This is a genomic window from Rhodococcus sp. p52 (genome assembly GCF_000763325.2).
In the GTDB taxonomy this organism is placed as follows: domain Bacteria; phylum Actinomycetota; class Actinomycetes; order Mycobacteriales; family Mycobacteriaceae; genus Rhodococcus; species Rhodococcus pyridinivorans.
Map to the genome: position 1 here is coordinate 4,010,434 of NZ_CP016819.1, position 23,846 is coordinate 4,034,279.

Here is a 23,846-nt window from a genome sequence, read left to right on the forward strand (position 1 = left end):
GATCTCTCAGCCGAGCCCGGTGAGCGCCGCCGGCGCCCATCCCGGCCAGCGCACCGCACCCACCGGCCCCCCGCCGGCGAACCGCGCCACCACCACCGGGGTCCCGGACGCCGTGTCGTACACCGACGCCTGATCGGCGCGGCCGATCGCTTCGGTCACCAGCGGCCACAACCGCCGATAACGCGCCCGGATCTTGTCCTCGGGCACCGCATGCCCACCGGAGGCCACCCGGTGCTGTACACGCAGCACCGACATCGCCTCGGGCACCAGCATCACGTGCAGCACCACCGTGAACCCCACCTCGTGCGCGCGGTCGATCAACTCCAGCTTCGACGGATGCGAGAACACCGTCTCCGCAATGAACGACCGGCCCTGCCGCAGCAACCGGTCCCGCGCCGCCGCGGCGAGCTGCGCCGCCTCGTACGACATCTCCTCCGCCCGGTCGGGCCAGCGCTGCCGCGCGATCACATCCGCATTGACGAACACGCTGCGCGGCAGCAGGGGAGCGAGGGACAACTCGACGAACGTCGACTTGCCGGAACCGTTGGGACCGACGATCAGATCCAGACGCCTCATGCGTCGTCGAGCACCTGGCGACTACCGTCGGGACGCTGCTCGACCAGCCGGCCTTCGTCGTCGAGCACCACCGTGGTGACCCCACGCGCGGCGAGAATCTCGGCGTAGTCGGTGCGGGCCAGCCCGTCCGCCAGGCGCGCATCGATCTCCGCGTCGAACAGCCGTCCCTCGGCGGCGGTGAGCTCGCTCAGCTCTTGTGTCCCGGCCAGCGCCTCGCGCACCCGGTGCAGGGAGGCGGTCTCGTGGGCGGTCATCGCGCGGCCGATGCGGGCCCAGTATTCGAGTTGCTGGCGTCCGGTGCGGTTCTGGCGGCCGCCCTCGGCGATGGCGCTGTCGACGAGTTCGGCGTCGAAGCGGGTGACCTTGTCGGTGGATGACGTCATGACGGCCTCCTGATGTTGCAGTCTGCTACAAGCGTAGCTGTCTGCAACACGCCACGCACCCCCGAATCCTCCCGCCACCACCCGGTTCGTGACCTCCCGCTACGCACCGCCACCCGGATCGACACCCGATCGAACCCGAGCCGTCGCCGCGGAACCGGCCACGCGACCTACCGTGAGCGAGTACTCCCATCGCCAGGAGGTGCGTGATGACCACGGAGATGCACGAACCCGACCAAGCACGACTCGAGCAGACCCTCGGACAACTCGTCGTCGACATGGGTGCGGCCATGAACGGCGCACTGGTGCTCATCGGCGCCGAACTCGGACTGTGGCGCACGCTCGACGAAGCCGGCCCGGTCAGCAGCGAACAACTCGCCGACCGCACCGGCATCCGCGAACGCTATCTGCGCGAATGGCTCTCCGCCGAGACCGCCAGCGGCTATCTCACCTACGATCCCGACGCCGGAACGTTCAGTCTGGCACCGGAACACGCCATGACCCTCGCCCGCGAGGACAGCCCCGTCTATCTGGCCGGCGGCTTCCACCTGATCGGCTCCGTGTACAAGGACCGCAGCCGCATCGCCGAACGCATCCGCAACGGCGAAGGTTTCGGCTGGCACGAACACGATCCCGAACTGTTCGTCGGCACCGAACAGTTCTTCCGCCCCGGCTACCGCGCCAACCTCGTCGACGTGTGGCTGCCCGCCCTCGACGGGGTCGTCGACACACTGCGCGCCGGCGCCACCGTCGCGGACATCGGCTGCGGCCACGGTGTCTCCACGACCCTGCTCGCGCAGGCGTTCCCGCAGTCCACCATCCGCGGCTTCGACTACCACGACGCGTCCATCGCGCGGGCGACGGAACTGGCCGCGGAGGACGGCGTCGACAACGCCACCTTCACCGTCGCCTCGGCGACCGACTTCCCCGGATCCGACTACGACCTGATCTGCTACTTCGACTGCCTGCACGACATGGGCGATCCCGTCGGCGCACTGCGGTACGCGCGCGGCGCGCTCGCCGACGACGGCGCGGTGATGCTCGTCGAACCGTTCGCCCGCGACAGCCTGCCCGAGAACCTCAACCCGGTCGGCCGGATGTACTACGCCGCATCGACAGTGCTGTGCACCCCGTCGTCCCTCGACCAGCCGGTCGCGCTCGGGCTCGGCGCGCAGGCCGGGGAGCGACGGCTCGCCGATGTCGCGGCCGAAGCCGGATTCGGCACCTTCCGCCGCGCCACCGAAACACCCTTCAACCTCGTCCTCGAAGCACGCCCCTGAAACAGTCTCCGGGACACCGGATCGGACTCATCGGCGACTACGACGGCGCCGATAGGCGACGATCGGAGGATGGACCGAGTCACCCGACTCTCGCTCGCCCTGGACCGTCAGGACGGGCGGTGCCTGTGGTGTGGACGGGAGTTCGGGCGGCTGATCACCCCGACCACCGATCATCTGGTGCCGCGCCTGAAGGGCGGGCCGAGCATCACCGCCAACGAGGTCGCCGCGTGCCGACGCTGCAACGCCGACCGCGGACACATCGCGCCGGTCGAATGGCTCGACCGGTGCCGGCAGCGCGAGGGCTGGTCACCCGACGAGGAGCTGCTGTCACGGCTGCTCGAGGAGCTCGCCGACGAACTCGTCCGGGTCGGTGGTCATCGCCGTGCCCGGGATTATCTGTCCGCGCAGTTGCGGCGGTTGCGGCGAGCGTCATAATGCACGGGAGGCGAGATTAATACGTCACTGTGACGTTTCTGGGTTTATCGTCCGAGGCAGAGGAGGGGAGTCCGCACCCTCGACCCCGACGGCCACCGCGGACGCGACAGGCGAGCAGGTCCCGCTCGCCGCCAGGAGCGTCCACCGTCCACCCGAGTTCCTCGCACACCGCCGCAACGAAATACGCACCGACGACCGCCACGAGGGAGACCGAGATGCCGGACGGACCGGTACCGGCGACCACGATGGATGCGACCAGCACCAGCGCAGCTGATACAAACAGTGCGACGATCAGCCACAGCGCGCGCGGCAGCGTGCACATGCGCCGCCGGGCCGACTCGCGCCCGCCGCCGGCGGCGAGGGCCGCAAGTGCCGGGCAGACGAACATCAACGCACTGACCGGCAGACGCGCACCGGTGATGTCGAATTCACCGTCGGTGAGTGCACCCCAGAGATAGAACGGGACGGTGTTGATCGCGAAGACCACCCAGGAACGCAGGAGCCGTGGTTGCGTCACGGTCGACCTTCCCGGATCGCGTTGTCACTGCCGCGCCGATGATATCGACGCAGATAGGTGTCCACAGCGGGACCCGCTAGACCACGTGAAAACGTCACTGTGACGTTTTCACGACGGCTGGGCGGACAGGCAGGGGGCGAGGGTGGCGGGCCCGGAAGGTCGTATCGGGCGTCCGAGGCGGCGAACCGACACCAGGCGGCGGACCGGTCCAGGCACGGCGAATGCGCGGCAAGCTCGAGCGCCGGGAGCGCGTCGTGCGGCGCGGTTCGCACGTCGCACGAGGCGGAGGGAACAACGCGCGCCGGACGGCACGTCGCACGACGCGATGCAGTGCGTGCGACGACGGCTCGAATCTGCGGATCAGGGACGTCACTCGGCGGCATCGGGATTATCAGCGCCGAACCCCAGGTCACCGCCCATATCCAAATTGCCGATAATCTACATTATGTTAACTAGAGTGGAACCGGACCTCCTCCGGACAGGTGCGGCAGGGCGTCCGAGGCGTTCGGAGATCCCTGGTTCGCCCCGGATCGATGCGATGGGCCCCACCGCCTCTGGCTCGAGTCCGGCTCACCTCCGGACTGCGACCGGCCTGCCGGCGCCCGTGCCGGATCGAGCCGCCGATCCGCTCGACGCGCGTTCGGCTGCTCATGCATCGGGTGCCATGCCGCAGCGACGCGCACACTGCACCGACCCACGGTTCACCGATGCGGCGTTGCGGCAGCACCGTGTGGTCGTCTCGCGTGCGCGTTGCGCGCCGCAGATCGCGCGGACGATGCGCATGTTGGTGGCGCGGGATCATCCCGTCCCCCGGGGTGCTGCGACCACCGATCGCCCCTTCTCGCCTCTTCCACATTTGATGGATAATCACCGTTATCCATGAATCGTGTTGGCTGCCAACGAATTTCACGCACACAGAGGTGAACGGTTCCATTGTGCCCCGCGCATGTCCCCTGCACAGCCGATCCGGTCCCGATCTCCTCGAACCTCGAGGGCGAGCCCGATCTCCGCACCGCATCCCACCGACACCAGCGCATGCCTTCCACCCCACTATGTGCCTGGGTCGGCACGATTCAGGGCCCCTTCTCCCCTGTCCGCCCGTCTCGTCAGCCGTGATGACGCCGGTACGCGGCCACCGCTCCCGGATGCAGCGGGACATCGGCCGTGACGATCAGCGACTGCCGGTCGAGGAACTGACTGCCGGTGGCCTGGGCCGGCACGAGTTCGGAGGCATGGTCGACGAGCAGATCCACCAGTGCGGCGGCGGCCTCGTTCGACACCGATGCCCCGGCGAGCAGCAGGTTGCCCAACCCGATAGTGGCGACGGCGTCCGGCTGCCCGTAGGTGCCGGGCTGGATGAGCACCGGTTCGTATCGCGGACCGAATCGGGCCCGCAGCGGTTCGAGGAGCACGGACAGATCGATCAGCCGCAACGGCACGCCCAGGTTCGCGAACGACGGGGTAGGAACACCACCCGCCCACAGCACCGCGTCGATCTCGCCGTCCACCAGCGCGCGACCGGCGTCGGCCATCGACAGGTGCACCCGGGTGACGGCTCCCGGCTCGGCGAGCCCGGCGACGGCGAGGATGCGTTCGCCGGTGAATTCGGCACCCGATCCGGGAGCGCCGAGGCTGATCCGTGCGCCCCGCAACTGGGCGATCTTCCGGATCGGTGAGTCCGCACGCACGGCCAACTGCATGTAGTTCTCGTAGACCCGTCCGATCGCCGTGAACCGCGCGCCCTCGTCGTGGGCACGCACCGCGACATCGGTGAGGGTCAACGCCAGCTCCGCATTCCCCGCCGTCAGCGCGGCGAGATTGGTGACCGACCCCGGGGTGTGTTCCGGCACTATCGCGATGGGCAGGCCCGCCCGGTCGGCGGCGGCCGCGGTGAGTTCGGCGAACTCCCAGAAGAACCCACCCTCCTCCCCTGCCGCCAGGATCAGTTCCTCACGCTCTCCGGTGCGCGTGCAGCCGGCGGCGGCTCCGCCCACCGCCAGCAGCGCGACGGACCGCAGGAGATCGCGGCGGGTGATCATGATGCCTCCGCGCGGGAGTCGGCGGGCAGGGTCAGGGTGACGGCCAGTCCGTGCGGGTCGGCGGCGGCGAGGTCGAGGGTGCCGCCGCCGGTCTCGACGAGCGCGACCGCGATGGACAGCCCGAGGCCGGTGCCGGGCCCGTCGGCTCGGGACCCGCGGAAGAACCGGGAGGTGAGGGCGCCGAGCTCATTGGGTGCGACTCCGGCGCCGTCGTCCTCGACGCGGATCCGGATGGTCCCGTCGTGGTGTCGGGTGGTGATGCGGACCCCGGTGGCCGCGCGGGCGTACTTGCTCGCGTTGCTGAGCAGCACATCGAGCACCTGAGCGAGATGGTCGGCGGAGAAGCCGGCCTGCAGGCGCTGCCCGGACGGTTCGTCCACGCTGACGGTCATACCGGCCTCGGCCAGGGCCTCGGACCAGGCATCCGCGCGGTCGGCGACGACGGCGCCGACATCGCACCCGTCGTGCCCGTCCGTCTCGGTGATATCGGTAGGTGATTCGGCGGTGGCGAGGGCGAGCAGGCCGTCGAGGATGCCGCCGAGCCGGTCGACTTCGACGGCCGTGCGCCGATAGGTCTCCACGCCGGTGGCGCCGACGTGCGGTTCGAGGGAGTCGAGTCGGATGTGCAGGGCGGCGAGCGGGTTCCGGAGTTGGTGCGCGGTGTCGGCGATGAGCTGTCTCTGGGCGCGGGTGGACGTGCGGACCGCCTCGGACATGGTGTCGAAGGCCTGCGTGAGTTCCCGGACCTCCGGGGGGCCGTGATGCCGGACCGAGGTGGTGGTGTCCCCGGTCCGGGAGCGTGGATGCAGCGCCGGGACGCTGTCGGTGAGCGCCGCGACCCGCGCGGTGAGCGCGGTGAGCGGGCGGACCGTCCACCGTGACAGGGCGGTCGCGAGGATGGTGACGAGCACGAGCGCCGCCGCTGCGCCGGTGACGATGAGCAGCCACGAGGTGCGGATGTCGTGGCGGGCGGCGTCGGTGGACACGTCGACGACGACGGCTCCTTCGACCTGGGCGCCGGTACCCACCGGCACGGCGAGCAGTACCCGGTGCGGGGACCACGGGGTCAGCGGACCGCCGATGCCCTGTTTCTGGTTGCGCAGACCGGCGGTGATCGCCTCCGGCACACCGGGGTCGGTCGGGGTCAGGCCCGCGCTCGCGCGGGGTGCGCCGCGCGCGTCGACGATGAGCACGCCCTCGTCGTAGAGCCGGTCGTAGCGGGTGACCTCCTCGTCGAGCAGGGCGGTGCTGCCGGGGGCGCGCGTCTGGACGGCGAGGGTGGCGAAGTGGTGGGCGTCGGCTTCCCGGTTCGCTCCCAGGACGGCGGTGCGGCCGGCGCTGGTGGCGAGGGCGAGCGGGACGGCGAAGGCGACGACGGCGACGGTCGCGAAGACGAGCAGCACCGCCAGGACGCGTCGCTGCATGTCAGCCGCCCCACCGGTAGCCGTAGCCGCGGATGGTGGAGATGAGTCCGGGGCGGGCGAGTTTGGCGCGCAGCCCGGTCATGTGCACGTCGAGCGACCGGGAGATCGCCACATAGGCGTCGCCCCACACGGCGTCCATGAGTTGTTGGCGGCTGACCGCGGCGCCGGGGCGGGCGACGAGGACGGCGAGCAGGTCGAATTCCTTCGGGGTGAGGGTGACCGGTTCGCCGCCCACCTCGACTTCGCGGGCGTCGAGGTCGACGACGACGTCGCCGGCGCGGACGATGCGGGAGGACTCGGACAGCGCGCGGCGCCGTTGGGTGACGACGTCCACGCGGGCGAGCAGTTCGGCCAGGCGGGCCGGTTTGACGAGGTAGTCGTCGGCGCCGCCGCGCAGGCCGCGTACCACCGAGCGTTCGTCGCCGCGCGCGGTGAGGATCACGACGGGGACGTCGTTGACGGCCCGCAGTTGCCGGAGCACCTGCAGGCCGTCGGCGTCGGGCAGGCCGAGGTCGAGGATGACGACGTCGAGGTCGCGGTGTCCGAGGAGCAGGTCGGCGCCGCGCCGCATGCGGATCGGCCGGTGGCCGTGGGAGGTGAGGGCTTCGACGAGGGCGTCGCCGACGCCGTCGTCGTCCTCGACCACCGCGATCTGCACGTGGGTCCCTTTCGGTCAGTGTCGCGAGGTGGCCAGGTCGGCGTGCTCGTCGGGGGTGTCGGTGTGGGTGCTCGTGCGGTCGGTGCTCGTGCGGTCCAGGGGTGAGCCGTCGGAGGTCTCCCGCATGAAGAAGTACACGACGAGCGAGACGGCGATGCAGCCGGTCACGTAGTAGAAGAATAGCGATTCGTGGCCGGCGCGCTTGAGCGCGAGTGCGACGGTTTCGACGGTGCCGCCGAAGATCGCCAGGGTCAGCGTAGGGCAGGCCGACGCCGAGCGCGCGGACCTTGGTGGGGAACAGTTCGGTCTTCACGATGGCGTTGACCGAGGTGTAGCCGGTGACGACGGTCAGGCCGAGCATCATCAACCCGAACGCGATCAGCGGGTTCGTGGTGCTGCCGAGGATCGTCATCAACGGGACGGTGAGCACGGTGCCGCCGACCCCGAAGAAGATGAGCAGTTTGCGGCGGCCGATGCGGTCCGACAGGGCCCCGCCGATGGGTTGCAGGACGATGAACACCAGCAGGGCGGCGAAGTTGATCCAGGCGACGGTGTCCTTGGAGATGCCGGAGGTGTTGATCATGTATTTCTGCATGTAGGTGGTGTAGGTGTAGAACGCCACGCAGCCGCCGAGGGTCAGCGCGCACACCAGTAGGCATTCGCGGGGGTACTGCAGCAGCATCCGGATGCCGCCCTGCTCGGGCGTGCTCTCCGGCCGGTCGGTGGCGCTCTTGGCCGCGACTTCCTCGGTGAACGCTTCGGATTCGTCCATGGTGCGGCGCAGCCACATCACGGCGACGGCGGCGACGGCGCCGATGACGAACGGGATGCGCCAGCCCCACGCCTGCATGGCCTCGGCGGAGAGGGTGAGCTGCAGGACGATCTGGACGCCGAGGGCGATGAGCTGTCCGGCGACGAGGGTGACGTACTGGAAGCTCGAGTAGAACCCGCGGCGTCCGGGTGAGGCGACCTCGGCGAGATAGGTGGCGCTGGTGGCGTATTCACCACCGACGGACAGTCCCTGCATCATGCGGGCGAGGACGAGAAGAAGGGGTGCGGCGAGTCCGATGGTCGCGTAGTCCGGGGTGACGGCGATGATGAGGGAGCCGACGGCCATGACGGTGACCGACAGGGTCAGCGCCGAGCGCCGTCCGCGCCGGTCGGCGTAGCGGCCCATGATCCAGCCGCCGATCGGTCGCATGAGGAATCCCACGGCGAAGATCGCTGCGGTGGACAGCAGTTGGGCGGTGGGGTCGCCTTCGGGGAAGAATTCCTTCGCGAAGTAGACGCTGAACGCGGCGTAGACGTACCAGTCGTACCACTCGATCAGGTTGCCGACCGAGCCTTTCAACACGTTGCCGATGACTCGGCGTTCGCCCGTCGAGGTGGTGCTCACCCGGGACTCCTTTCGCTGCGTGGATCTGTGCGCTCCCCACAGTGGTTCGGGTCACAGTGGTTGCGGAAGGGTCTGTGGCGGTTCCTAACACTCCCTTAGGAATGTGGTCGGGACGGGTGGGATCGGCGTGGCGCGCGGGGTGCCGCTCCCCCGCTGTGCCGGTCGGAGGTTCTACGGTGGTCGACGTGACGATCCCCGCATCGAGTTATCTGTTCCAGGCCCGGACGTTCGTGAGCGGTTCCCGTAAGTGGCGGTTCGAGGCGGCGTTGGCGACGGCGCGGGTCTGCGAGCGGTTCGAGCGGCCGTACCCGAAGTCGGTGCGGACGCTGGCGCACACCGCGTACGACATGTTGCGGATGGATGCGCCGGAGGTCGCTGCCGAGTTCGGGCCGCCGTCGTTCTGACCCCGGGCGCTCACGCGACCCGGGTGCCCGGTGTCTTCGGTGGCCGGTACTGTGCAGCACAACTCGATCACGATGTCTGCGGGGCGAGGAGGGGGCCGATGAACCCTGCGATATGGCTGACACCCGGGCAGTTGGCGGACCGTTCCGGGGTGGCGGTCTCGGCGCTGCACTACTACGAGTCGCGTGGTCTGATCACCAGTCGCCGCACCTCGGGCAATCAGCGGCGTTATCGTCGCGACACGCTGCGCAAGGTGGCGTTCATCAAGGTCGCGCAGGGTGTGGGGGTGTCCCTGGAGGAGATCAAGGATGCGTTCGATTCGTTGCCGGACAGTCGTGTGCCGACGACGGAGGACTGGGCGCGACTGTCGCGGGCGTGGCACGACCGGCTGACCCGCCGCATCGAGGATCTCACCGCGTTGCGCGACAGTTTCACCGATTGCATCGGCTGCGGGTGCCTGAGTTTGGCGTCGTGTCCGCTCGCGAATCCCGGTGACGTGCTCGGGCAGCAGGGTCCGGGTCCGCGGCGGCTATCGGTGCACGACGACGATGCGCCGGTGGAGTCGGCGCCGCGCGCGGAGTCGTCCGGCTGAGGTCATGCGGTCAGGTGCGCGCGGCTTCGATCTGCTGCACGAATCGGGCGGTGGCGTCGGCGATGTTGCGGGGGTGGGAGCGCGGCGACCAGTGCCCGGCGTCGAGTGGGTGGATGCGCAGGTCGGTGACCCAGCGGGAGGTGTCCTCGTAGCCGACGGGGCGTACGGCTCGGTCGCGCAGGTTCTGGATCAGCTGGACCGGGACGTCGGTGTGCCGCTCGCGGGGTCGGGCGAGCCGCGTGCGGATGTTCGCCCGGTACAGGGACAGTCCGTGCACCATGTCGTCGGCGAGGGTCGGGGCGACGGGGGCGATCGCGGCGGGGTCGGTGCGGTCGAAGAATCCGACGAAGGCCGGCCAGTGGCGGGCGAGCGGGCCGCGCAGCACCGGATTCGGCAGGCCGGGGATCTGGAAGGCGAGGGTGTAGGCGGAGGCGAGGGCCTGTTCGGCGGGGCCGAGTGGGCGTTTGTGCCGGAGGCGGCGGCGCATCCACAGGCCGAGGTGGTCGAGGTTGGGACCGGAGATCGAGGTGTAGGAGGCGATGCGCTCGCCGGCGTCGGGTTCGCATACCGCTTCCCAGCACAGCACGGCGCCCCAGTCGTGGCCGAGCAGGTGGACGGGGTCGTTCGGGGCGAGGGCGTCGATGACGGCGTGCAGGTCGGCGGCGAGGTGTTCGAGCCGGTAGTGCGCCACCTCGCGGGGGACGGTGGAGGCGCCGGCGCCGCGGTTGTCGTAGCGCAGGATGCGGAAGTCGTCGGCGAGCAGGGGTGCGACGCGGTCCCACAGGGCGTGGGTGTCGGGCCAGCCGTGGACGAGGACGAGGGTCGGTCCGTGCGGGTTGCCTTCTTCGACGACGTGGAGTCGGACGGGCCCGTTGGTGACGGTGTGGGTGGTCATGGTCGTCCTGTGGTCATGGTTGTCCTGGCGTCTCGGGGGCCGGTGGGTGGTCGCCGGTGGGCCGGGTGAACAGTGTGCGGCGGCGCAGGCTGCTGGCGATGGCGAAGAGGGATTCGGAGACGGAGGTGGGCCGGCCGTGGCGGCGCTGGACGAGATGTCCGAGGGCGGACAGCAGTCCGGCGCCGAGGGGGACGGCGAGGACGAACAGGATCCGATGTCGGAGTGGGCTGTCGCGCAGCATCGACATGGGAGGCCTCCTTCGATACCGGCCACTGTATTTGTGACCAACGGTAACACTATTTTTGTGGCGGGAACCGGTCCCGATGTTTCACCGCCGTCCTACACGGTGCATCCTCCCGAAGGCGACAAGGGACGGGACAGCGCATGAGAGTTCTCGTGATCGGTGCATCCGGCTACGTCGGCAGCCGGGTCGTCCCCGCCTTCCTCGCTATCGGCTGCCCCGTGCGCGCCGCCGCCCGGAACCCCGCGTCCCTGCGAGGCTGCTGGTGGCACGACCAGGTCGAGACCACGCGAGTGGACGTCACCGACGCGCACACTCTCCCATCCGCGCTCGACGATGTCGACGTCGTGGTCTATCTCGTGCACGGGATGCGCTCGGCGCACTTCCGGGACCTCGACCTGGCAGCGGCCCGCACCGTCCGGCACGCGGTCGATGCCTCGCAGGTGACGCGTGTCGTCTACGTCTCCGGGTTCGTCCCCGACTGTGCGCCGGACGCGCTGTCCGAGCATCTGCTCTCCCGCTGGGAGGTCGAGCAGGAACTGTCCCGCTCCCACCGGACGGTCATCACGTTGCGGGCCGGGGTGGTGCTCGGCTCCGGGTCGACGAGCTTCGAGGTGCTCGGCCAACTCGCGGGGCGCCTACCCGTCACCGTGGTACCCGACTGGATGGACTCGCGGGTCGAGCCGATCGCGGTCGTCGACCTGGTCGCCGCGGTGCTCGGGGCGGCCGTCGCCGACACCCCCACGGACTCGTTCGACGTGGGGTGCGGGCAGTCGCTGCGCTATCCCGAGTTGCTCCGCCTCTACGGGCAGATCACGGGCATGCCGCGCGCCCAGGTCACCGTCGCCGGATTGCCGGGCGCGGTGATCGGCCGGATCGGCTCGTGGCTGACGGAGGTGCCGTCGGGAACCGTGGCGGCGCTGATGGAGAGCCTGCGACACGACATGACGGCCCGCGATCGTCGGTGGATCGGCCGCCTGGTCCCGGCCGCTCATCGGCCGGTGGGGATCGTGCAGGCGCTGCAGCGCGCAGTGCTGCCCGCCGATGTGAGTGTGCCGTGCGCGCAGCGGGACCCGATGGGTGCGCTGCCCGGGGATCCGGAATGGGCGGTCGCCGCCGCGGAGGCGCGCCGATACTCCGCCGTGGGTATCCCACCGCGCCGCCGACCGCCGGTGTAGCTTCATGACATGTCACGTCCGGATCCGTCGTCCCCGAACGATTCCCGCAGGCCGCACGAGGACCGCGAACCGCACACCGCCGGGTTGGCGAGCAAACTCAACTGGCTGCGGGCGGGTGTGCTCGGCGCGAACGACGGCATCGTCTCGACCGCGGGACTGGTCGTCGGTGTCGCGGCCGCGACGGCGAACGAGTCGGCGATCCTCACCGCCGGTGCGGCCGGGCTGGCCGCGGGGGCGGTGTCGATGGCGCTGGGCGAATACGTGTCGGTGAGCGCCCAACGCGACACCGAGCGCGCGGCGCTGTACACGGAACGTCGCGAACTCGCCGCCATGCCGGAGGCCGAACTCGCCGAACTCGCCGCCCTGCTCGAGGGGAAGGGATTGTCGGCGGTCACGGCGCGTGCCGCGGCGGAGGAGTTGACGGCGCGGGACCCGCTGGCCGCGCACGCCGAAGTGGAGTTGGGGATCGACCCGACCGAACTCGCGAATCCGTGGGTGGCGGCGTTGTCGTCGGCCGTGTCGTTCACCCTGGGGGCGCTGGTGCCGCTGCTGATGGTGGTCGCGGCGCCCGACACGGTGCGTATCCCGGTGACGTTCGTGGCGGTGTTGTGTGCGCTGGCGGCGACGGGATCGATCAGTGCGTGGCTCGGCCGCGCCCGGCGGGGCCGGGCGGTGGTGCGGGTGGTGTTCGGTGGTGCGCTCGCGATGGTGGTGACCTACGGGGTCGGCCAGTTGTTCGACACCGTCGTGTAGCGGTGCGCAAGCCCGGCGTCCCCGCTCCGCGGCCCGTGCCGGTCCGCGGGGCGGGGTGTACCGAGCGGTGCGTCAGTCGACCGGGCCGAGCGCGGGAGCGGTCACGAAGCTCAGCGCGTCGTGGCCGGCGAGATGGTTGTCGATGATGCGCTCGATGGCCTGCCGCCATTCCTCCCGCACCGTCCCGGCGTCGTCGCCGGCATCGAGTCTCTGCAGGATGTTGTGCTGCGCAACGTGATAGGCCATGGGCGTGTCGATGTCGAAGGTCGGTAATGCCATGGCCCAGCACCCTACGTCCGAACCACCTGTGGCCCAAACCTCCGGTTCCGGCCGTGCACAACGGCCGGATCCGAACCCACCCCCGATCCATACCATCGGATAATCGACTATCCGATGGTATGTTCCGGGGATGGCATCGGTTGACGTCGCGCCCGGCTGGCCCGCGGTCACCTACGAACAGCACCCGTGGGTGAGCAGCGATGCCTACGGCTCGCGGCGGGAGAAACGCCTGACCACCGGCCCCTACCGCGCCGCGGTCCCCCCGCTCATCGCCCACCGGCCCCTCCCGCTCGACGGCGAACTGCAGGCCCTCACCGAGGAAGCCGCGACGGAACTGACCCGCTTCGATGTCGAGGTCGGGCATATCACCGCCCCGTTCGCCTCCATCCTGCTGCGCACCGAGAGCGCGTCGAGTTCGGAGATCGAGAACCTCTCCAGCGGGGCGCGGCAGATCGCGCTCGCCGAACTCGGCGAACACGCCTCCCGCAACGCTCGCCTGATCGTCGGCAACGTGCGGGCGATGCGCGCGGCGCTCGAGCTGTCCGATGCGATCGACGCCGCCGCGATCCTGCGGATGCACCACGCGCTGCTCGAGTACGACGATCCGACCATCGCGGGACGGTGGCGCACCCAGCAGGTGTGGATCGGCGGGGGCAGCCTGGGCCCGCACACCGCGCAGTTCGTGCCCCCGCACCACGCGCGGGTGCCCGAGCTGATCGACGATCTGGTGGCCTTCGCCCACCGGGTGGATCTGCCGGTGGTCGCGCAGATCGCGGTCGCGCACGCCCAGTTCGAGACCATCCACCCGTTCCCGGACGGCAACGGCCGGGTGGGTCGCGCGCTGATCCAGGCGATGTTGCGCGGCGGGCAGCTCACCCGCAGTGTCGCCGTGCCGGTCTCGGCGGGCCTGTTGCACAACACCGGGGAGTACTTCGATGCGCTCGGCGCCTACCGCGCCGGGGACATCGGGCCGATCGTGCACTCGATCGTCGACGCGTCGTTCGCGGCGGTCGCCAACGGCCGCACGCTCGTCGCCGATCTCGAGGCGGTACGCGAGCTGTGGCGGTCCCGGGTGACGGCGCGGCGGGATTCGGCAGTGCACCGGCTCTCGGACGTACTGCTGCGCCAGCCGGTGATCGACAACCGGTCGGCCGCCGCGGCCTTGTCGGTGACCGGCGCCAACGCGCAGATCGCCATCGATCGGCTGGTGGACGCGGGGATCCTCACGCAGATCACCGAGGGGCGCCGCAATCGCATCTGGCAGGCCAAGGATGTGGTGCGGGTGCTCGACGAGTTCGCCGCGCGCGCCAAACGCCGCCGCGACTGACCTCCTCGGTATCGATCGCCCCGGCGACGGTCGGTTCGGGGTCGATCAGCCCGGGATGTCGCGCGGGTCGTGACCGTAGGTGTTGCGTTCGCCGATCGTCCCGTCGAGGTTGTGGACAAGGTGTTCGACCTTGCGGCGGCGCGCCTCGTCGCGGCCGGCGGCGACGGCCTCCTCGCGGGTGGGATAGGTGCCGAGCAGGTCGCTCGAGCCCTCGATGCGGTTGTGCCAGGATCCGTCCTGGTGGAACGTCTCGACATCGCCTGCGGGCATGGGGTGCTCCTCTCCACGAACGGTCGGTTGTCCATCGCGTACCCGGCGCCGGTCTCCCCGAATCCGGACGCGGTCTCTGCTGTCCCGTCGGTCCCTGCTGTCACACTGGACTCGCACATCTGTACGAGCGGATCTTCACGGGAGGGGCATCGTGGTGGGCAGCGCGACCGAGCCGGGATTGTCGGACTGGATCGGGTCGTATCTGGAGACCTTGCAGACCGCGAAACGGTCTCCGCACACCATCAAGGCCTACCGGCTCGACCTGCACGCGGTGCGCGCGCATCTCGCGGCGACTGCCGCCGTGCCGCAGGACGCGTTGACGCTCGGGGACGTGACGGTACGCGGGCTGCGGTCGGCGTTCGCGGCGTTCGCCGCCGAGCGGCAGCCGGCGTCGGTGCGCCGCGCCTGGTCGGTGTGGAACAACTTCTGCAACTTCCTCGTCTCCGAAGGGGTGTCGGAAGGCAACCCGATGGCTTCGATCGCGCAGCCCAAGAAACCACAGCACACCCCGAAGGCGTTCTCCCCCACCGCGATCAACCAACTCGTCGACACCGTCACCGTGGAGGCGCAACGCCCCGCGGAGTCGGCGCGGGACTGGCCGCAACGCGATCTCGCGCTCATCGCGACCCTGCTGCTCACCGGGATCCGCTCCGACGAGTTGATCCGGCTCGATGTGGGCAGCATCCTCGGTGGCTGCCGGGCACCGGTGCTGCGGGTGCTCGGCAAGGGCGCGATCGAACGGGAGATCCCCCTCGAAGACAGCTGGACGGCGATCGTCACCGCCTATCTCGAGGAACGCTACGCCCGCTTCCCCGCCGCGCGGCGCCGCACCCGCGACCGCGACGAGTTGCCCGTGTGGGAGCGGCACGACCCGGCCGACCCGCTGTTCGTCGGCGCGGACGGCAAACGCATCACCCGCGGCACCCTGCAGTACCGGGTGCGGCGCATCTACCGCCGCGCGGGTATCGAGTCCGAACGCAAACGCGGTGCGCTCGCCCACGCGCTGCGGCACACCTTCGCGACGAGCCTGGCCGACAGCGGCGCAACGATGGTCGAGTTGCAGCAGCTGCTCGGGCACCGGTCGTTGCAGACCGTGCAGGTGTACACCTCGGCGACCAACGATGCGGTGCGGCACGCCGCCCGGCACAACCCCGTCTACGGGCTGCTCGGGTCGCTCGGCGACGGGCCGGGCTAGCTCGTCGGTTGCGCTGTGGGCGGGCGCGGCAACTGCAAGACTGGGGACAAGATCCATCCGGCAACGTGAAGGAGCATCCATGAGCGTCGAGCAGACCGACCCCCGCCGTCATCGTGTGGTCGTGATCGGATCCGGTTTCGGTGGGCTGTTCGGGACCCAGGCCCTGGCTCGTGCCGATGTGGACGTCACGCTCGTGGCGCGCACCACCCATCACTTGTTCCAGCCGTTGCTGTACCAGGTGGCCACGGGCATCCTGTCGGTCGGCGACATCGCCCCCGCGACCCGCATGGTGCTGCGCAAACAGAAGAACGCGCAGGTGCTGCTCGGGGACGTCGAGAGGATCGACCTGGAGAACCGGACGGTGACCTCCCGGTTCCTCGAGCGCTACACCACCACGCCCTTCGACAGTCTCATCGTCGCCGCCGGCGCCGGCCAGTCCTACTTCGGCAACGACCAGTTCGCCGAGTTCGCGCCGGGCATGAAGACCATCGACGACGCCCTCGAGCTGCGCGGCCGGATCCTCGGGGCGTTCGAGCAGGCCGAACTGTCCCACGATCACGACGAACGCGCCCGGTTGCTGACCTTCGTGGTGGTCGGTGCCGGTCCGACCGGGGTGGAGCTGGCCGGGCAGATCGCCGAGCTCTCACGCCGCACCCTCAAGGGCACCTTCCGCAACATCGATCCGACCGAGGCGCGGGTGGTGCTGCTCGACGGCGCCTCCGATGTGTTGCCGGTCTACGGCGGCAAACTCAGCCGCAAGGCCCGTAACACCCTCGAGCGGCTCGGGGTGGAGATCCAGCTCGGCGCGATGGTCACCGATGTCGACGCCGACGGTCTCGTCGTCAAGGAGAAGGACGGTTCGCAGCGGCGCATCGAGTCGCAGTGCAAGGTGTGGTCGGCGGGCGTGTCGGCCAGTCCGCTCGGCAAGCAGCTCGCCGAGCAGTCCGGGGCGCAGGTCGACCGGGCGGGGCGGGTGGAGGTGCTGCCGGATCTGACATTGCCGGGGCATCCGAACGTGTTCGTCATCGGCGACATGATGTCGCTGAACAAGCTGCCCGGTCTGGCGCAGGTGGCGATGCAGGGCGGCAAGTACGCGGCCCGGCAGATCATCGCCTCCCTCGACGGCGCCGACCCGACCCATCGGGAACCGTTCAAGTATTTCGACAAGGGCAGCATGGCGACCATCTCGCGGTTCAGTGCGGTCGCGAAGGTCGGCAAACTCGAGATCAGCGGGTTCCTCGGCTGGGTGGCGTGGTTGTTCATCCACCTGCTGTATCTGGTGGGGTTCTCGTCGAAGCTGTCGACGCTGTTGTCGTGGGCGCAGGCGTTCTTCTCCACCGGCCGCAACGAGATGGCCGCGACCGAGCAGCAGGTGTTCGCGCGGATCGCGCTCGAGCACATGCGCGCGGACGAACCCGACGGCGACTCGCAGAACGGCGAGAGCGCGACGAAGGACGGGGACCGCTCCGCACAGGCGCCGGCCGGGCAGGGCCGCGGCGGGACGCAGGCTGCGGGCTGACCGTCGGCGCTCCGGCCGGGCGCGGTGTCCCGGCCGGAGCCGCCCGGCTACAGGGTCAGTGCCCGATGCGGTCCGCGTTCGTGATGTTCGCCAGGCGCACCTGTCCCTGCGCGACGAGACGGTCCTGCTCGTCGACGATCTCCACCCGCCACACCTGCTGGGTGCGGCCGCGGTGGACCGGGGTGCCGGTCGCGGTGAGGACCCCTTCGCGGGTGGCGCGGAGGAAGTCGGTGTTGTTGTTGACCCCGACGACGTTGCCCTTGTCCCCCAACCAGTTGGCGCCGGCGACGCTGGCGACGGTCTCGATCACCGCGCAGTACACCCCGCCGTGCACGATGCCGTAGGGCTGGTGCTGCGTGGGGGTGATCGTCCACCGGGCTCGCGCGAGATCGGGGCCGAGTTCGACGAACTCGAGGCCGAGGGCAGTGTTGAAGCCGGTGTCGTTGACGGCGTTGATCGCCTGCACGTCGTGCTGGGCCGGGGCGGAGGTGGACTGGTCGCTCATACGGGCTTCCCTTGTTCGTGCGTGGTCTCGACCGGCCGCCGGGACAGGTGGCCGTCGAACGATGGTAGGACATGGCGGTTTTCGGCCGGCCCACCTCCGACCGTGGCAAGCGGGGTGGTCACTGCAGGGTCACCAGCAGCGCGTAGGCGACGATCGAGTGGCCGTCGGGGATCGGCCCGAACCGGTGCACGGTCCGCGGGCCCTCGTACTCGACGCCGTACCAACCCGCGTCCGCGGTCGGAATCCTCCTGGTTCGTTGGATCACCGGATGCCGTTCGGCGACCCGGGCGCGCCCGTGCGGTCGGATGCGGTACAGCATCCACAGATAGCGGTCCCACACCAGATGCCCCGTGAGCACGACGTCGCCGAGGGTGTCGAGCTGCGGTGGCAGCACGGTGGTGAAGCCGTGACCGAGATGGGCGAGCAGCTCGACCCGATCGTCGACGGTGACCTGCTCGACCCGGGCGGGCACGTGCCGCGCGAGTTCGCGGATGCAGTCGCTCGCGCCCGGTGTGATCCAGGAGGTGGTCGGTTCACACACCTGGCCGGGAGCAGGCGGGTCGGGCCACGGTTCGAGGTCTTCGATCATCCACAGGGTGGTCATCTCTCGGTGCTTCCCAGGACACGGTCGAGAAGATGCTCGACGAGGTCGAGCGGCGTCCGTGAGGTCGAGTATCCCTGCAGCATGCCCTGCGCCAGTCCCCCCGCTGCCATGACGACGAGATCGGCGCCCGCTTCCGGATCACCGGCGTCCTCGCCGGTGCGTGTCCGCCGGAGTTGGTCGGCGACGATGGTCGCCAGGGCGCGCGGCGCCGCGAAGGTGTCCTCGGCGGTGATGCCCCCGCCGGTGATCGCGGACCATCCGAACGCGCCGAGCACCGGGGTCTCCTCGCGTCGTTGCTCGTCGAGGGCAGCAGTTCCGTCAGGACCGCGCGGATCGCCTCACGGGGGGTGGCGTCGGGGCCGAGTTCGCTCCGGCGTCGTGTGAAGCGGGCACCGGCGTCGTCCATGACCGAATTGCCGTGCACGCCGGGCGCGGGGTGCTCCGGACACACGACGGCGGGCCCCACATGGATGTGAGGCCCGCCGCGGGAAGGGACCGGGAGTCACTGCAGCCCTCAGGACTCCGCTGCGGTCCGGCAGTCGGAACGGATTCGATTATAGGGAAGGCTGCCCTAATCCGGCAAGGCCTCGGACGGGATAGCCGGCGGCGACGAAGGCGTCGAGCAATGCCTGACCGCGGCGCGCGGCGGTACGGCGGGAGGCACCACCGAGCACGGGTAGCTGGGCGGCGCCGGTGACGACGGTGCGCCCGACGATCGCCCAGAAGCGGTTCCGGTCGAGCGGGACGAGGGACCGCAGCGCGAGATGGACGGCATCGAGAGCGGTCGCGGCGCGGTGCGCGGTCCACACCGCCATCGCCTGCTCGCACGGCAGCACCACCACGTCGCGTTCCCCGACGGCGCGGTCCTCGGGCAGCACCCGCAGGGTGTCGTCGGCGAGACCGGCCCAGTCGATGCAGCCGTCGCTGTCCTGGTGCAGCCACAGATTGTCCAGACCCGGATCCCAGACGCGGCCCTCGAGGGCGTAGGGGGCGAGGACGCGGCCGACCACGGCGTGGATGAGGGCGCCGGCGACCTGCTCGACGGCGATGCGCGGGTCCTCGGTGTCGAGCAGGGCACGGTCGTAGAGCGCCTCGATGCGCTGCTGGCGTTCACCGCCGCCGAGGAACCACCAGCGGCGGCGGGGTTCTTCGTCGATACAGGCCACCGCATACACGCGCGGGGCTCCCGCAGCGAGTGCGCGCAGCCGAGCGCGCGTGTCCTCGAACGGGCGGACGGGTGCCGCCGTGGGCGGCAGCAGCAGCGTCGTCATCCGACACCTCCTGATCGACGGTGAATCTTGATTAGGTAAGCCTAACCATTGCATCCGGGGGTGGTGTGCGCAACCCCATCCCCTACTCCCGTCGGCACATAGGATTCCGTAACCTAACTCCGAAGGCCTTCGCGTTCCCCACGATCCGCGACGACCCGAACCGCACCACCGCCTTCCCGAGGAGCACCCCGCGCCCGTGACCGTCACCCCCCACGCCCCACCGGACGCCGACCCGACCGCCCCGCCCCGCCCGGGACGCCGGATCGCCGCCGTCCTGTGCGACCTCGCGCTCCTCGCCATCCCCCTGCTCATCGGCGCCCTCGTCGTCGACACCCTCGCCGACGCCAACGGCGGCGGCCAGACCGACCGCATCGTCTTCGGCGGCGCCGCCCTGGCCGCCGCCGCCGGACTGCTGTGGTGGAACCACGGCTACCGCGCCGGCCGCACCGGCCAAAGTCTGGGCCTGCAGTGGACCGGGCTCGTGCTGCGCGACCGCGCCACCACCGGACCGGCCGGCACCCGCCGTGCCCTGCTGCGCCGCGGCACCGAGATCGTCACCGAACGCCACGCCCGCCACGACGAGTTCACCCCGCGCCCCACCGACGGCAACGTCGCCGCCCTGCGCCGCCGGCGCCTGCTCGGCCTGGCCGCGCTGCTCGTACTGCTGGTGCTCGGCGCGCTCGCCAGCATCGCCGTCGGCGCCCGCCCGATGACCTTCGCGGAGGTCTTCCACGCCCTCGTCGTCAACGACGGCTCCGAAACCGACGTGATCGTGCATTCGCTGCGCATCCCCCGCACCCTGCTCGCGCTGCTGGTCGGCACCGCGCTCGGCGTCGCCGGCGCACTGATCCAGGGGCACACCCGCAACCCGCTCGCCGACGCCGGTCTGCTCGGCATCAACGCCGGCGCCGCCTTCCTGGTGGTGCTGTCGATCTACCTGTTCGGGCTCTCCACCCCGGCGCAGTATCTGTGGTTCGCCTTCGCCGGGTCCGCGCTCGCCAGCATCGTGGTGTTCGGATTCGCGTCCATCGGCAACGGCGGCTCGAGTCCGCTCAGTCTCGCGTTGGCGGGCGCGGCGGTGGCGTTCTTCCTGCAGGCGATGATCCAGACCATCGTGCTGCTCGACCAGACCAGCCTCGACGGCTACCGCTTCTGGGTGGTCGGCTCCGTCGCCGGCCGCGGCATGGACGTCTTCTGGCAGGTGTTGCCGTTCATCGTCGTCGGACTGCTCGTCGCGCTCGCCTCCACCCCGGCCCTGAACCTGCTCAGCCTCGGCGAGGACGTCGCCCGCTCGCTCGGCACCAACGTCGTCACCACCCGGGTGATCGGCATCGCCGCGATCACCGTGCTCACCGGCGCCGCCACCGCCGCCTGCGGACCCATCGCCTTCGTCGGATTGATCGTCCCGCACATCGCCCGCGCGGTCACCGGCCCCGACTACCGCTGGCTCGTGCCCTATGCCGGGCTGCTCGGCGGGGCACTGCTCGTCCTCGCCGACGTCGTCGGCCGCATCGTGGTGCGCCCCGGCGAACTGCAGGTCGGCATCGTGCTCGCCCTCATCGGCGCCCCCTTCTTCATCGCCCTCGTCCGTCGCCGGAAGCTGGTGGCCTTGTGAACGACACCCCCACCCCGTCCCTCGACACGAACGAGCCGACGACGGACAAGCGCCGCTCACCCGCGCAGGTCTCCACCCGCGTCCCGGGCCGGCCCGCCTTCCGGCTCGGCTCCGTCTCCGTCGTCTGGCGTGCCCGCATGGTCATCGTGTGCGCGCTGATCGTCGTCGCCACCGCGGTGCTGCTGTCGATCTCCCTCGGCCGCGGCGACTACCCGCTCAGCCCCCTGCAGGTCGTCGAGGTGCTCCTCGGCGGCGGGGAACGCCTCGACCGGTTCATCGTCTTCGACCTGCGCCTGCCGCGCGGGATCGCCGCCGTGGTCGTCGGCGCCGCCCTCGCGGTCTCCGGCGCCATCACCCAATCGGTGTCCCGCAACGCCCTGGCCAGCCCCGACATCCTCGGCATCACCGCCGGCGCCTCCGCTGCCGCCGTGGCCCTGATCGTCGTCACCAGCGGCGGTTCCATCGTCGGACTGCTCGCCACCCTCGGATTGCCGATGTCGGCGCTGCTCGGCGCGCTGCTCACCGCCACGGTCATCTATCTGCTGGCCTGGCGGCGCGGCGCCGACGGCTTCCGGCTCGTGCTCATCGGCATCGGCATCAACGCCATGCTCATCGCCCTGACCCAGTGGATGCTCGTCTCCGCCGACATCAACGACGTCAGCCGCGCCCAGGTGTGGCTGACCGGCTCGCTCAACGGTGTCTCCTGGAGTCAGGTGGTGCCCGCCGCGATCGCGCTGCTGCTCGTCGGCGGCTGGGCCGCGACCGCCTCCTTCACCGTCGGGGCGCTGCGCCTCGGCGACGACACCGCCCGCTCCCTCGGCGTGAAGCTGCAGACCCAGCAGGCGCTGCTGCTCGTCGCGGCGTGCGCGCTCGCCGCCGTCGCCACCGCCGCCGCCGGCCCCATCGGCTTCGTCGCCCTCGCCGCCCCGCAGATCGCCCTGCGCCTCGTCGGCTCGGCGGGCAGCCCGATCATCGCCTCCGCCCTGACCGGGGCGCTGTTCGTCGTCGCCGCCGACCTCATCGCCCGCACCATCCTGCCGGTGCCGCTGCCCGTCGGCCTGGTCACCTCCGCACTCGGCGGCCCCTTCCTGCTGTACCTGCTGGTGCGTTCCAACCGAAAGGTCTCCCGATGACCGACACCCATCTGCCTGCCGTCCCGGCCCCCGGCCCGATCGAGCACGCGGCGCCGCGACTGGTCGCCGAGCACATCAGCCTCGGCTACGGCGAACGGCTCATCGTCGACGACCTGGACCTGTCCATCCCCACCGGGGTCGTCACCACCGTCATCGGCCCTAACGGCTGCGGCAAATCCACCCTGCTGCGCGCGCTGAGCCGGCTGCTCAAGCCCCGCACCGGCACCGTGCTGCTCGACGGGCACGACATCACCACCATGCGCACCCGCGAGGTCGCCCGGGTGCTCGGCATGCTGCCGCAGGCCCCCGTCGCGCCCGAAGGGCTCACCGTCGCCGATCTGGTCTCCCGCGGCCGGCACCCGCACCAGTCGTGGTTCCGGCAGTGGTCCTCCGACGACGAGGACGAGGTCGCCATCGCCCTCGAACGTACCGGCATCGCCGACCTCGCCGACCGGCCCATCGACGAACTGTCCGGCGGGCAACGGCAACGCGCCTGGATCTCCATGGCGCTCGCACAGGGCACCGACATCCTGCTGCTCGACGAACCGACCACCTATCTCGACCTGGCGCACTCGGTGGAGGTCCTCGACCTCGTCGACCGGCTGCACAGCGAACTCGGTCGCACCGTGGTGATGGTGCTGCACGACCTGAACCTCGCCGTGCGCTACAGCGACCACCTCGTGGTGATGAAGGACGGCCGCGTCGTCGCCTCCGGGGTGCCCTCGGAGGTGATCTCCGTGGAACTGCTGCGCGAGGTGTTCGACCTCGACGCCTCGGTCATCGACGATCCGGTGTCCGACCGGCCGCTGATCGTGCCCATCGGCACCCGCCACGTCTACGGCGCCGCCGGAGGTCCCCACCGGAGGTGACGATGGTCCCACCGCAGGTCAGAACCTACGACTGGGGGTAGTACGCACATTCGTCGGAGAAATCCGTAGAATCGACCCATGGCAGCACTCGGCGAACTCGAACGCGCAGTGATGGACCACCTGTGGTCCACCCCCGAACCACAGACCGTCCGGCAGGTCCACGAAGCCCTCTCGGCTCGACGCAACCTCGCGTACACCACCGTCATGACGGTCCTGCAGCGCCTCGCCAAGAAGAACCTCGTCATCCAGCAACGCGACGACCGCGCCCACCGCTACCTGCCGGTGCACGGCCGCGACGAACTCGTCGCCAGCCTCATGGTCGACGCCCTCGACCAGGCCGACGAGACCGCCGGCCGCGCCGCCGCCCTCGTCCACTTCGTCGGCCGCGTCGGCGCCGACGAAGCAGCCGCCCTGCGCGCGGCGCTGGCGAAACTCGAAGCGCAACACGGCGACGACAGCACCGGCCACGACACCGAGCGGGCCGGCTGACACA

At 70.4% G+C, this 23,846-nt stretch carries 27 protein-coding genes and 1 pseudogene; 13 read left to right on the forward strand and 15 right to left on the reverse strand.

Annotated elements, in window-relative coordinates; genetic code table 11:
• Positions 1-6 precede the first annotated feature (6 nt).
• Both IM25_RS18470 and IM25_RS18475 read right to left on the reverse strand, forming a co-directional pair.
• The gene (locus tag IM25_RS18470) at positions 7-576 is read right to left on the reverse strand and encodes a zeta toxin family protein (protein ID WP_065996245.1); all 570 of its coding nucleotides are present in this window, start codon (positions 574-576) and stop codon (positions 7-9) included.
• Positions 573-959, reverse strand: coding sequence for a TA system antitoxin ParD family protein (locus tag IM25_RS18475; protein ID WP_033098294.1), 387 nt, complete (start codon positions 957-959; stop codon positions 573-575). Before IM25_RS18475 ends, IM25_RS18470 begins: the two co-directional genes overlap by 4 nt.
• 206 nt (positions 960-1,165) lie before the next feature.
• Between IM25_RS18475 and IM25_RS18480 the strand changes: the two genes are divergently transcribed.
• Both IM25_RS18480 and IM25_RS18485 read left to right on the forward strand, forming a co-directional pair.
• The gene (locus IM25_RS18480; RefSeq protein WP_198162509.1) at positions 1,166-2,236 is read left to right on the forward strand and encodes a class I SAM-dependent methyltransferase; all 1,071 of its coding nucleotides are present in this window, start codon (positions 1,166-1,168) and stop codon (positions 2,234-2,236) included.
• A gap of 69 nt (positions 2,237-2,305) precedes the next feature.
• Positions 2,306-2,671 carry an HNH endonuclease gene (locus tag IM25_RS18485; protein WP_024101068.1) on the forward strand — a complete coding sequence of 122 codons (366 nt, stop codon included), beginning with the start codon at positions 2,306-2,308 and terminating at the stop codon, positions 2,669-2,671.
• A gap of 16 nt (positions 2,672-2,687) precedes the next feature.
• Here IM25_RS18485 and IM25_RS18490 read toward each other — a convergent pair whose 3' ends face one another.
• The 5 genes and pseudogenes from IM25_RS18490 to IM25_RS18510 all read right to left on the reverse strand — a co-directional run bounded on the left by IM25_RS18490 (position 2,688) and on the right by IM25_RS18510 (position 8,705).
• Positions 2,688-3,188, reverse strand: coding sequence for a hypothetical protein (locus tag IM25_RS18490; RefSeq protein WP_157126970.1), 501 nt, complete (start codon positions 3,186-3,188; stop codon positions 2,688-2,690).
• A 1,106-nt stretch (positions 3,189-4,294) separates the two neighbouring features.
• Complete coding sequence (locus tag IM25_RS18495; RefSeq protein WP_033098296.1) at positions 4,295-5,227, reverse strand: TAXI family TRAP transporter solute-binding subunit; 933 nt, start codon at positions 5,225-5,227, stop codon at positions 4,295-4,297.
• Positions 5,224-6,651, reverse strand: a complete 1,428-nt coding sequence (locus IM25_RS18500) for a sensor histidine kinase (RefSeq protein WP_033098297.1) — start codon at positions 6,649-6,651, stop codon at positions 5,224-5,226. Before IM25_RS18500 ends, IM25_RS18495 begins: the two co-directional genes overlap by 4 nt.
• 1 nt (position 6,652) lies before the next feature.
• A complete protein-coding gene (locus IM25_RS18505; protein ID WP_006552782.1) occupies positions 6,653-7,309 on the reverse strand; it encodes a response regulator transcription factor in 657 nt (218 codons plus the stop codon).
• A gap of 15 nt (positions 7,310-7,324) precedes the next feature.
• A pseudogene (locus tag IM25_RS18510) lies at positions 7,325-8,705 on the reverse strand (MFS transporter).
• Between the two features lie 185 nt (positions 8,706-8,890).
• Between IM25_RS18510 and IM25_RS18515 the strand changes: the two are divergent.
• Together IM25_RS18515 and soxR are read left to right on the forward strand one after the other, a co-directional pair.
• Positions 8,891-9,109: a hypothetical protein gene (locus IM25_RS18515; RefSeq protein ID WP_231912079.1), complete on the forward strand. Its 219-nt coding sequence runs from the start codon at positions 8,891-8,893 to the stop codon at positions 9,107-9,109.
• A gap of 98 nt (positions 9,110-9,207) precedes the next feature.
• Positions 9,208-9,699 carry a redox-sensitive transcriptional activator SoxR gene (soxR, locus tag IM25_RS18520; protein WP_033098299.1) on the forward strand — a complete coding sequence of 164 codons (492 nt, stop codon included), beginning with the start codon at positions 9,208-9,210 and terminating at the stop codon, positions 9,697-9,699.
• A gap of 10 nt (positions 9,700-9,709) precedes the next feature.
• On the opposite strand, the gene IM25_RS18525 is transcribed toward soxR, so the two are convergent.
• Positions 9,710-10,594 (reverse strand): alpha/beta fold hydrolase, encoded by an 885-nt coding sequence (locus IM25_RS18525; protein WP_033098300.1) that lies wholly within the window; start codon positions 10,592-10,594, stop codon positions 9,710-9,712.
• Between the two features lie 13 nt (positions 10,595-10,607).
• Positions 10,608-10,841: a hypothetical protein gene (locus tag IM25_RS18530; RefSeq protein WP_033098301.1), complete on the reverse strand. Its 234-nt coding sequence runs from the start codon at positions 10,839-10,841 to the stop codon at positions 10,608-10,610.
• A 137-nt stretch (positions 10,842-10,978) separates the two neighbouring features.
• Here IM25_RS18530 and IM25_RS18535 point away from each other — a divergent pair, with 137 nt between their 5' ends.
• Both IM25_RS18535 and IM25_RS18540 read left to right on the forward strand, forming a co-directional pair.
• Entirely contained in the window at positions 10,979-12,013 is a 1,035-nt protein-coding gene (locus tag IM25_RS18535) for an NAD(P)H-binding protein (protein WP_033098302.1), read from the forward strand.
• Between the two features lie 9 nt (positions 12,014-12,022).
• On the forward strand, positions 12,023-12,766 hold the full coding sequence (locus IM25_RS18540; RefSeq protein WP_033098303.1) for a VIT1/CCC1 transporter family protein: 744 nt from the start codon (positions 12,023-12,025) through the stop codon (positions 12,764-12,766).
• A 72-nt stretch (positions 12,767-12,838) separates the two neighbouring features.
• Here IM25_RS18540 and IM25_RS18545 read toward each other — a convergent pair whose 3' ends face one another.
• A complete protein-coding gene (locus tag IM25_RS18545; protein ID WP_033098304.1) occupies positions 12,839-13,045 on the reverse strand; it encodes a hypothetical protein in 207 nt (68 codons plus the stop codon).
• Between the two features lie 130 nt (positions 13,046-13,175).
• On the opposite strand from IM25_RS18545, the gene IM25_RS18550 reads away from it, so the two are divergent.
• Positions 13,176-14,372 carry a Fic family protein gene (locus tag IM25_RS18550; RefSeq protein ID WP_019289591.1) on the forward strand — a complete coding sequence of 399 codons (1,197 nt, stop codon included), beginning with the start codon at positions 13,176-13,178 and terminating at the stop codon, positions 14,370-14,372.
• Positions 14,373-14,417: 45 nt separating this feature from the next.
• Here IM25_RS18550 and IM25_RS18555 read toward each other — a convergent pair whose 3' ends face one another.
• On the reverse strand, positions 14,418-14,642 hold the full coding sequence (locus tag IM25_RS18555) for a DUF2188 domain-containing protein (RefSeq protein ID WP_024101088.1): 225 nt from the start codon (positions 14,640-14,642) through the stop codon (positions 14,418-14,420).
• A 154-nt stretch (positions 14,643-14,796) separates the two neighbouring features.
• Between IM25_RS18555 and IM25_RS18560 the strand changes: the two genes are divergently transcribed.
• Together IM25_RS18560 and IM25_RS18565 are read left to right on the forward strand one after the other, a co-directional pair.
• Positions 14,797-15,837: a tyrosine-type recombinase/integrase gene (locus IM25_RS18560; RefSeq protein ID WP_006552771.1), complete on the forward strand. Its 1,041-nt coding sequence runs from the start codon at positions 14,797-14,799 to the stop codon at positions 15,835-15,837.
• A 79-nt stretch (positions 15,838-15,916) separates the two neighbouring features.
• Complete coding sequence (locus tag IM25_RS18565) at positions 15,917-17,356, forward strand: NAD(P)/FAD-dependent oxidoreductase (RefSeq protein ID WP_065996247.1); 1,440 nt, start codon at positions 15,917-15,919, stop codon at positions 17,354-17,356.
• Positions 17,357-17,411: 55 nt separating this feature from the next.
• Here IM25_RS18565 and IM25_RS18570 read toward each other — a convergent pair whose 3' ends face one another.
• The 4 genes from IM25_RS18570 to IM25_RS18585 all read right to left on the reverse strand — a co-directional run bounded on the left by IM25_RS18570 (position 17,412) and on the right by IM25_RS18585 (position 19,736).
• Entirely contained in the window at positions 17,412-17,861 is a 450-nt protein-coding gene (locus IM25_RS18570) for a PaaI family thioesterase (protein ID WP_006552769.1), read from the reverse strand.
• A gap of 118 nt (positions 17,862-17,979) precedes the next feature.
• Positions 17,980-18,465, reverse strand: coding sequence for a hypothetical protein (locus IM25_RS18575; RefSeq protein WP_033098305.1), 486 nt, complete (start codon positions 18,463-18,465; stop codon positions 17,980-17,982).
• Positions 18,462-18,740 carry a hypothetical protein gene (locus IM25_RS18580; protein WP_006552767.1) on the reverse strand — a complete coding sequence of 93 codons (279 nt, stop codon included), beginning with the start codon at positions 18,738-18,740 and terminating at the stop codon, positions 18,462-18,464. The genes IM25_RS18575 and IM25_RS18580 overlap by 4 nt, the downstream gene beginning before the upstream one ends.
• Before the next feature lie 279 nt (positions 18,741-19,019).
• On the reverse strand, positions 19,020-19,736 hold the full coding sequence (locus IM25_RS18585) for a hypothetical protein (protein WP_006552766.1): 717 nt from the start codon (positions 19,734-19,736) through the stop codon (positions 19,020-19,022).
• 196 nt (positions 19,737-19,932) lie between these two features.
• Here IM25_RS18585 and IM25_RS18590 point away from each other — a divergent pair, with 196 nt between their 5' ends.
• From IM25_RS18590 to IM25_RS18605, 4 genes are all read left to right on the forward strand, one after another.
• Positions 19,933-21,351, forward strand: coding sequence for a FecCD family ABC transporter permease (locus IM25_RS18590; RefSeq protein WP_006552765.1), 1,419 nt, complete (start codon positions 19,933-19,935; stop codon positions 21,349-21,351).
• Positions 21,348-22,484, forward strand: a complete 1,137-nt coding sequence (locus IM25_RS18595) for a FecCD family ABC transporter permease (RefSeq protein WP_019289597.1) — start codon at positions 21,348-21,350, stop codon at positions 22,482-22,484. The genes IM25_RS18590 and IM25_RS18595 overlap by 4 nt, the downstream gene beginning before the upstream one ends.
• Positions 22,481-23,353 (forward strand): ABC transporter ATP-binding protein, encoded by an 873-nt coding sequence (locus IM25_RS18600; RefSeq protein WP_006552763.1) that lies wholly within the window; start codon positions 22,481-22,483, stop codon positions 23,351-23,353. The genes IM25_RS18595 and IM25_RS18600 overlap by 4 nt, the downstream gene beginning before the upstream one ends.
• Before the next feature lie 78 nt (positions 23,354-23,431).
• Positions 23,432-23,842, forward strand: coding sequence for a BlaI/MecI/CopY family transcriptional regulator (locus IM25_RS18605; RefSeq protein WP_006552762.1), 411 nt, complete (start codon positions 23,432-23,434; stop codon positions 23,840-23,842).
• Positions 23,843-23,846: the final 4 nt, after the last annotated feature.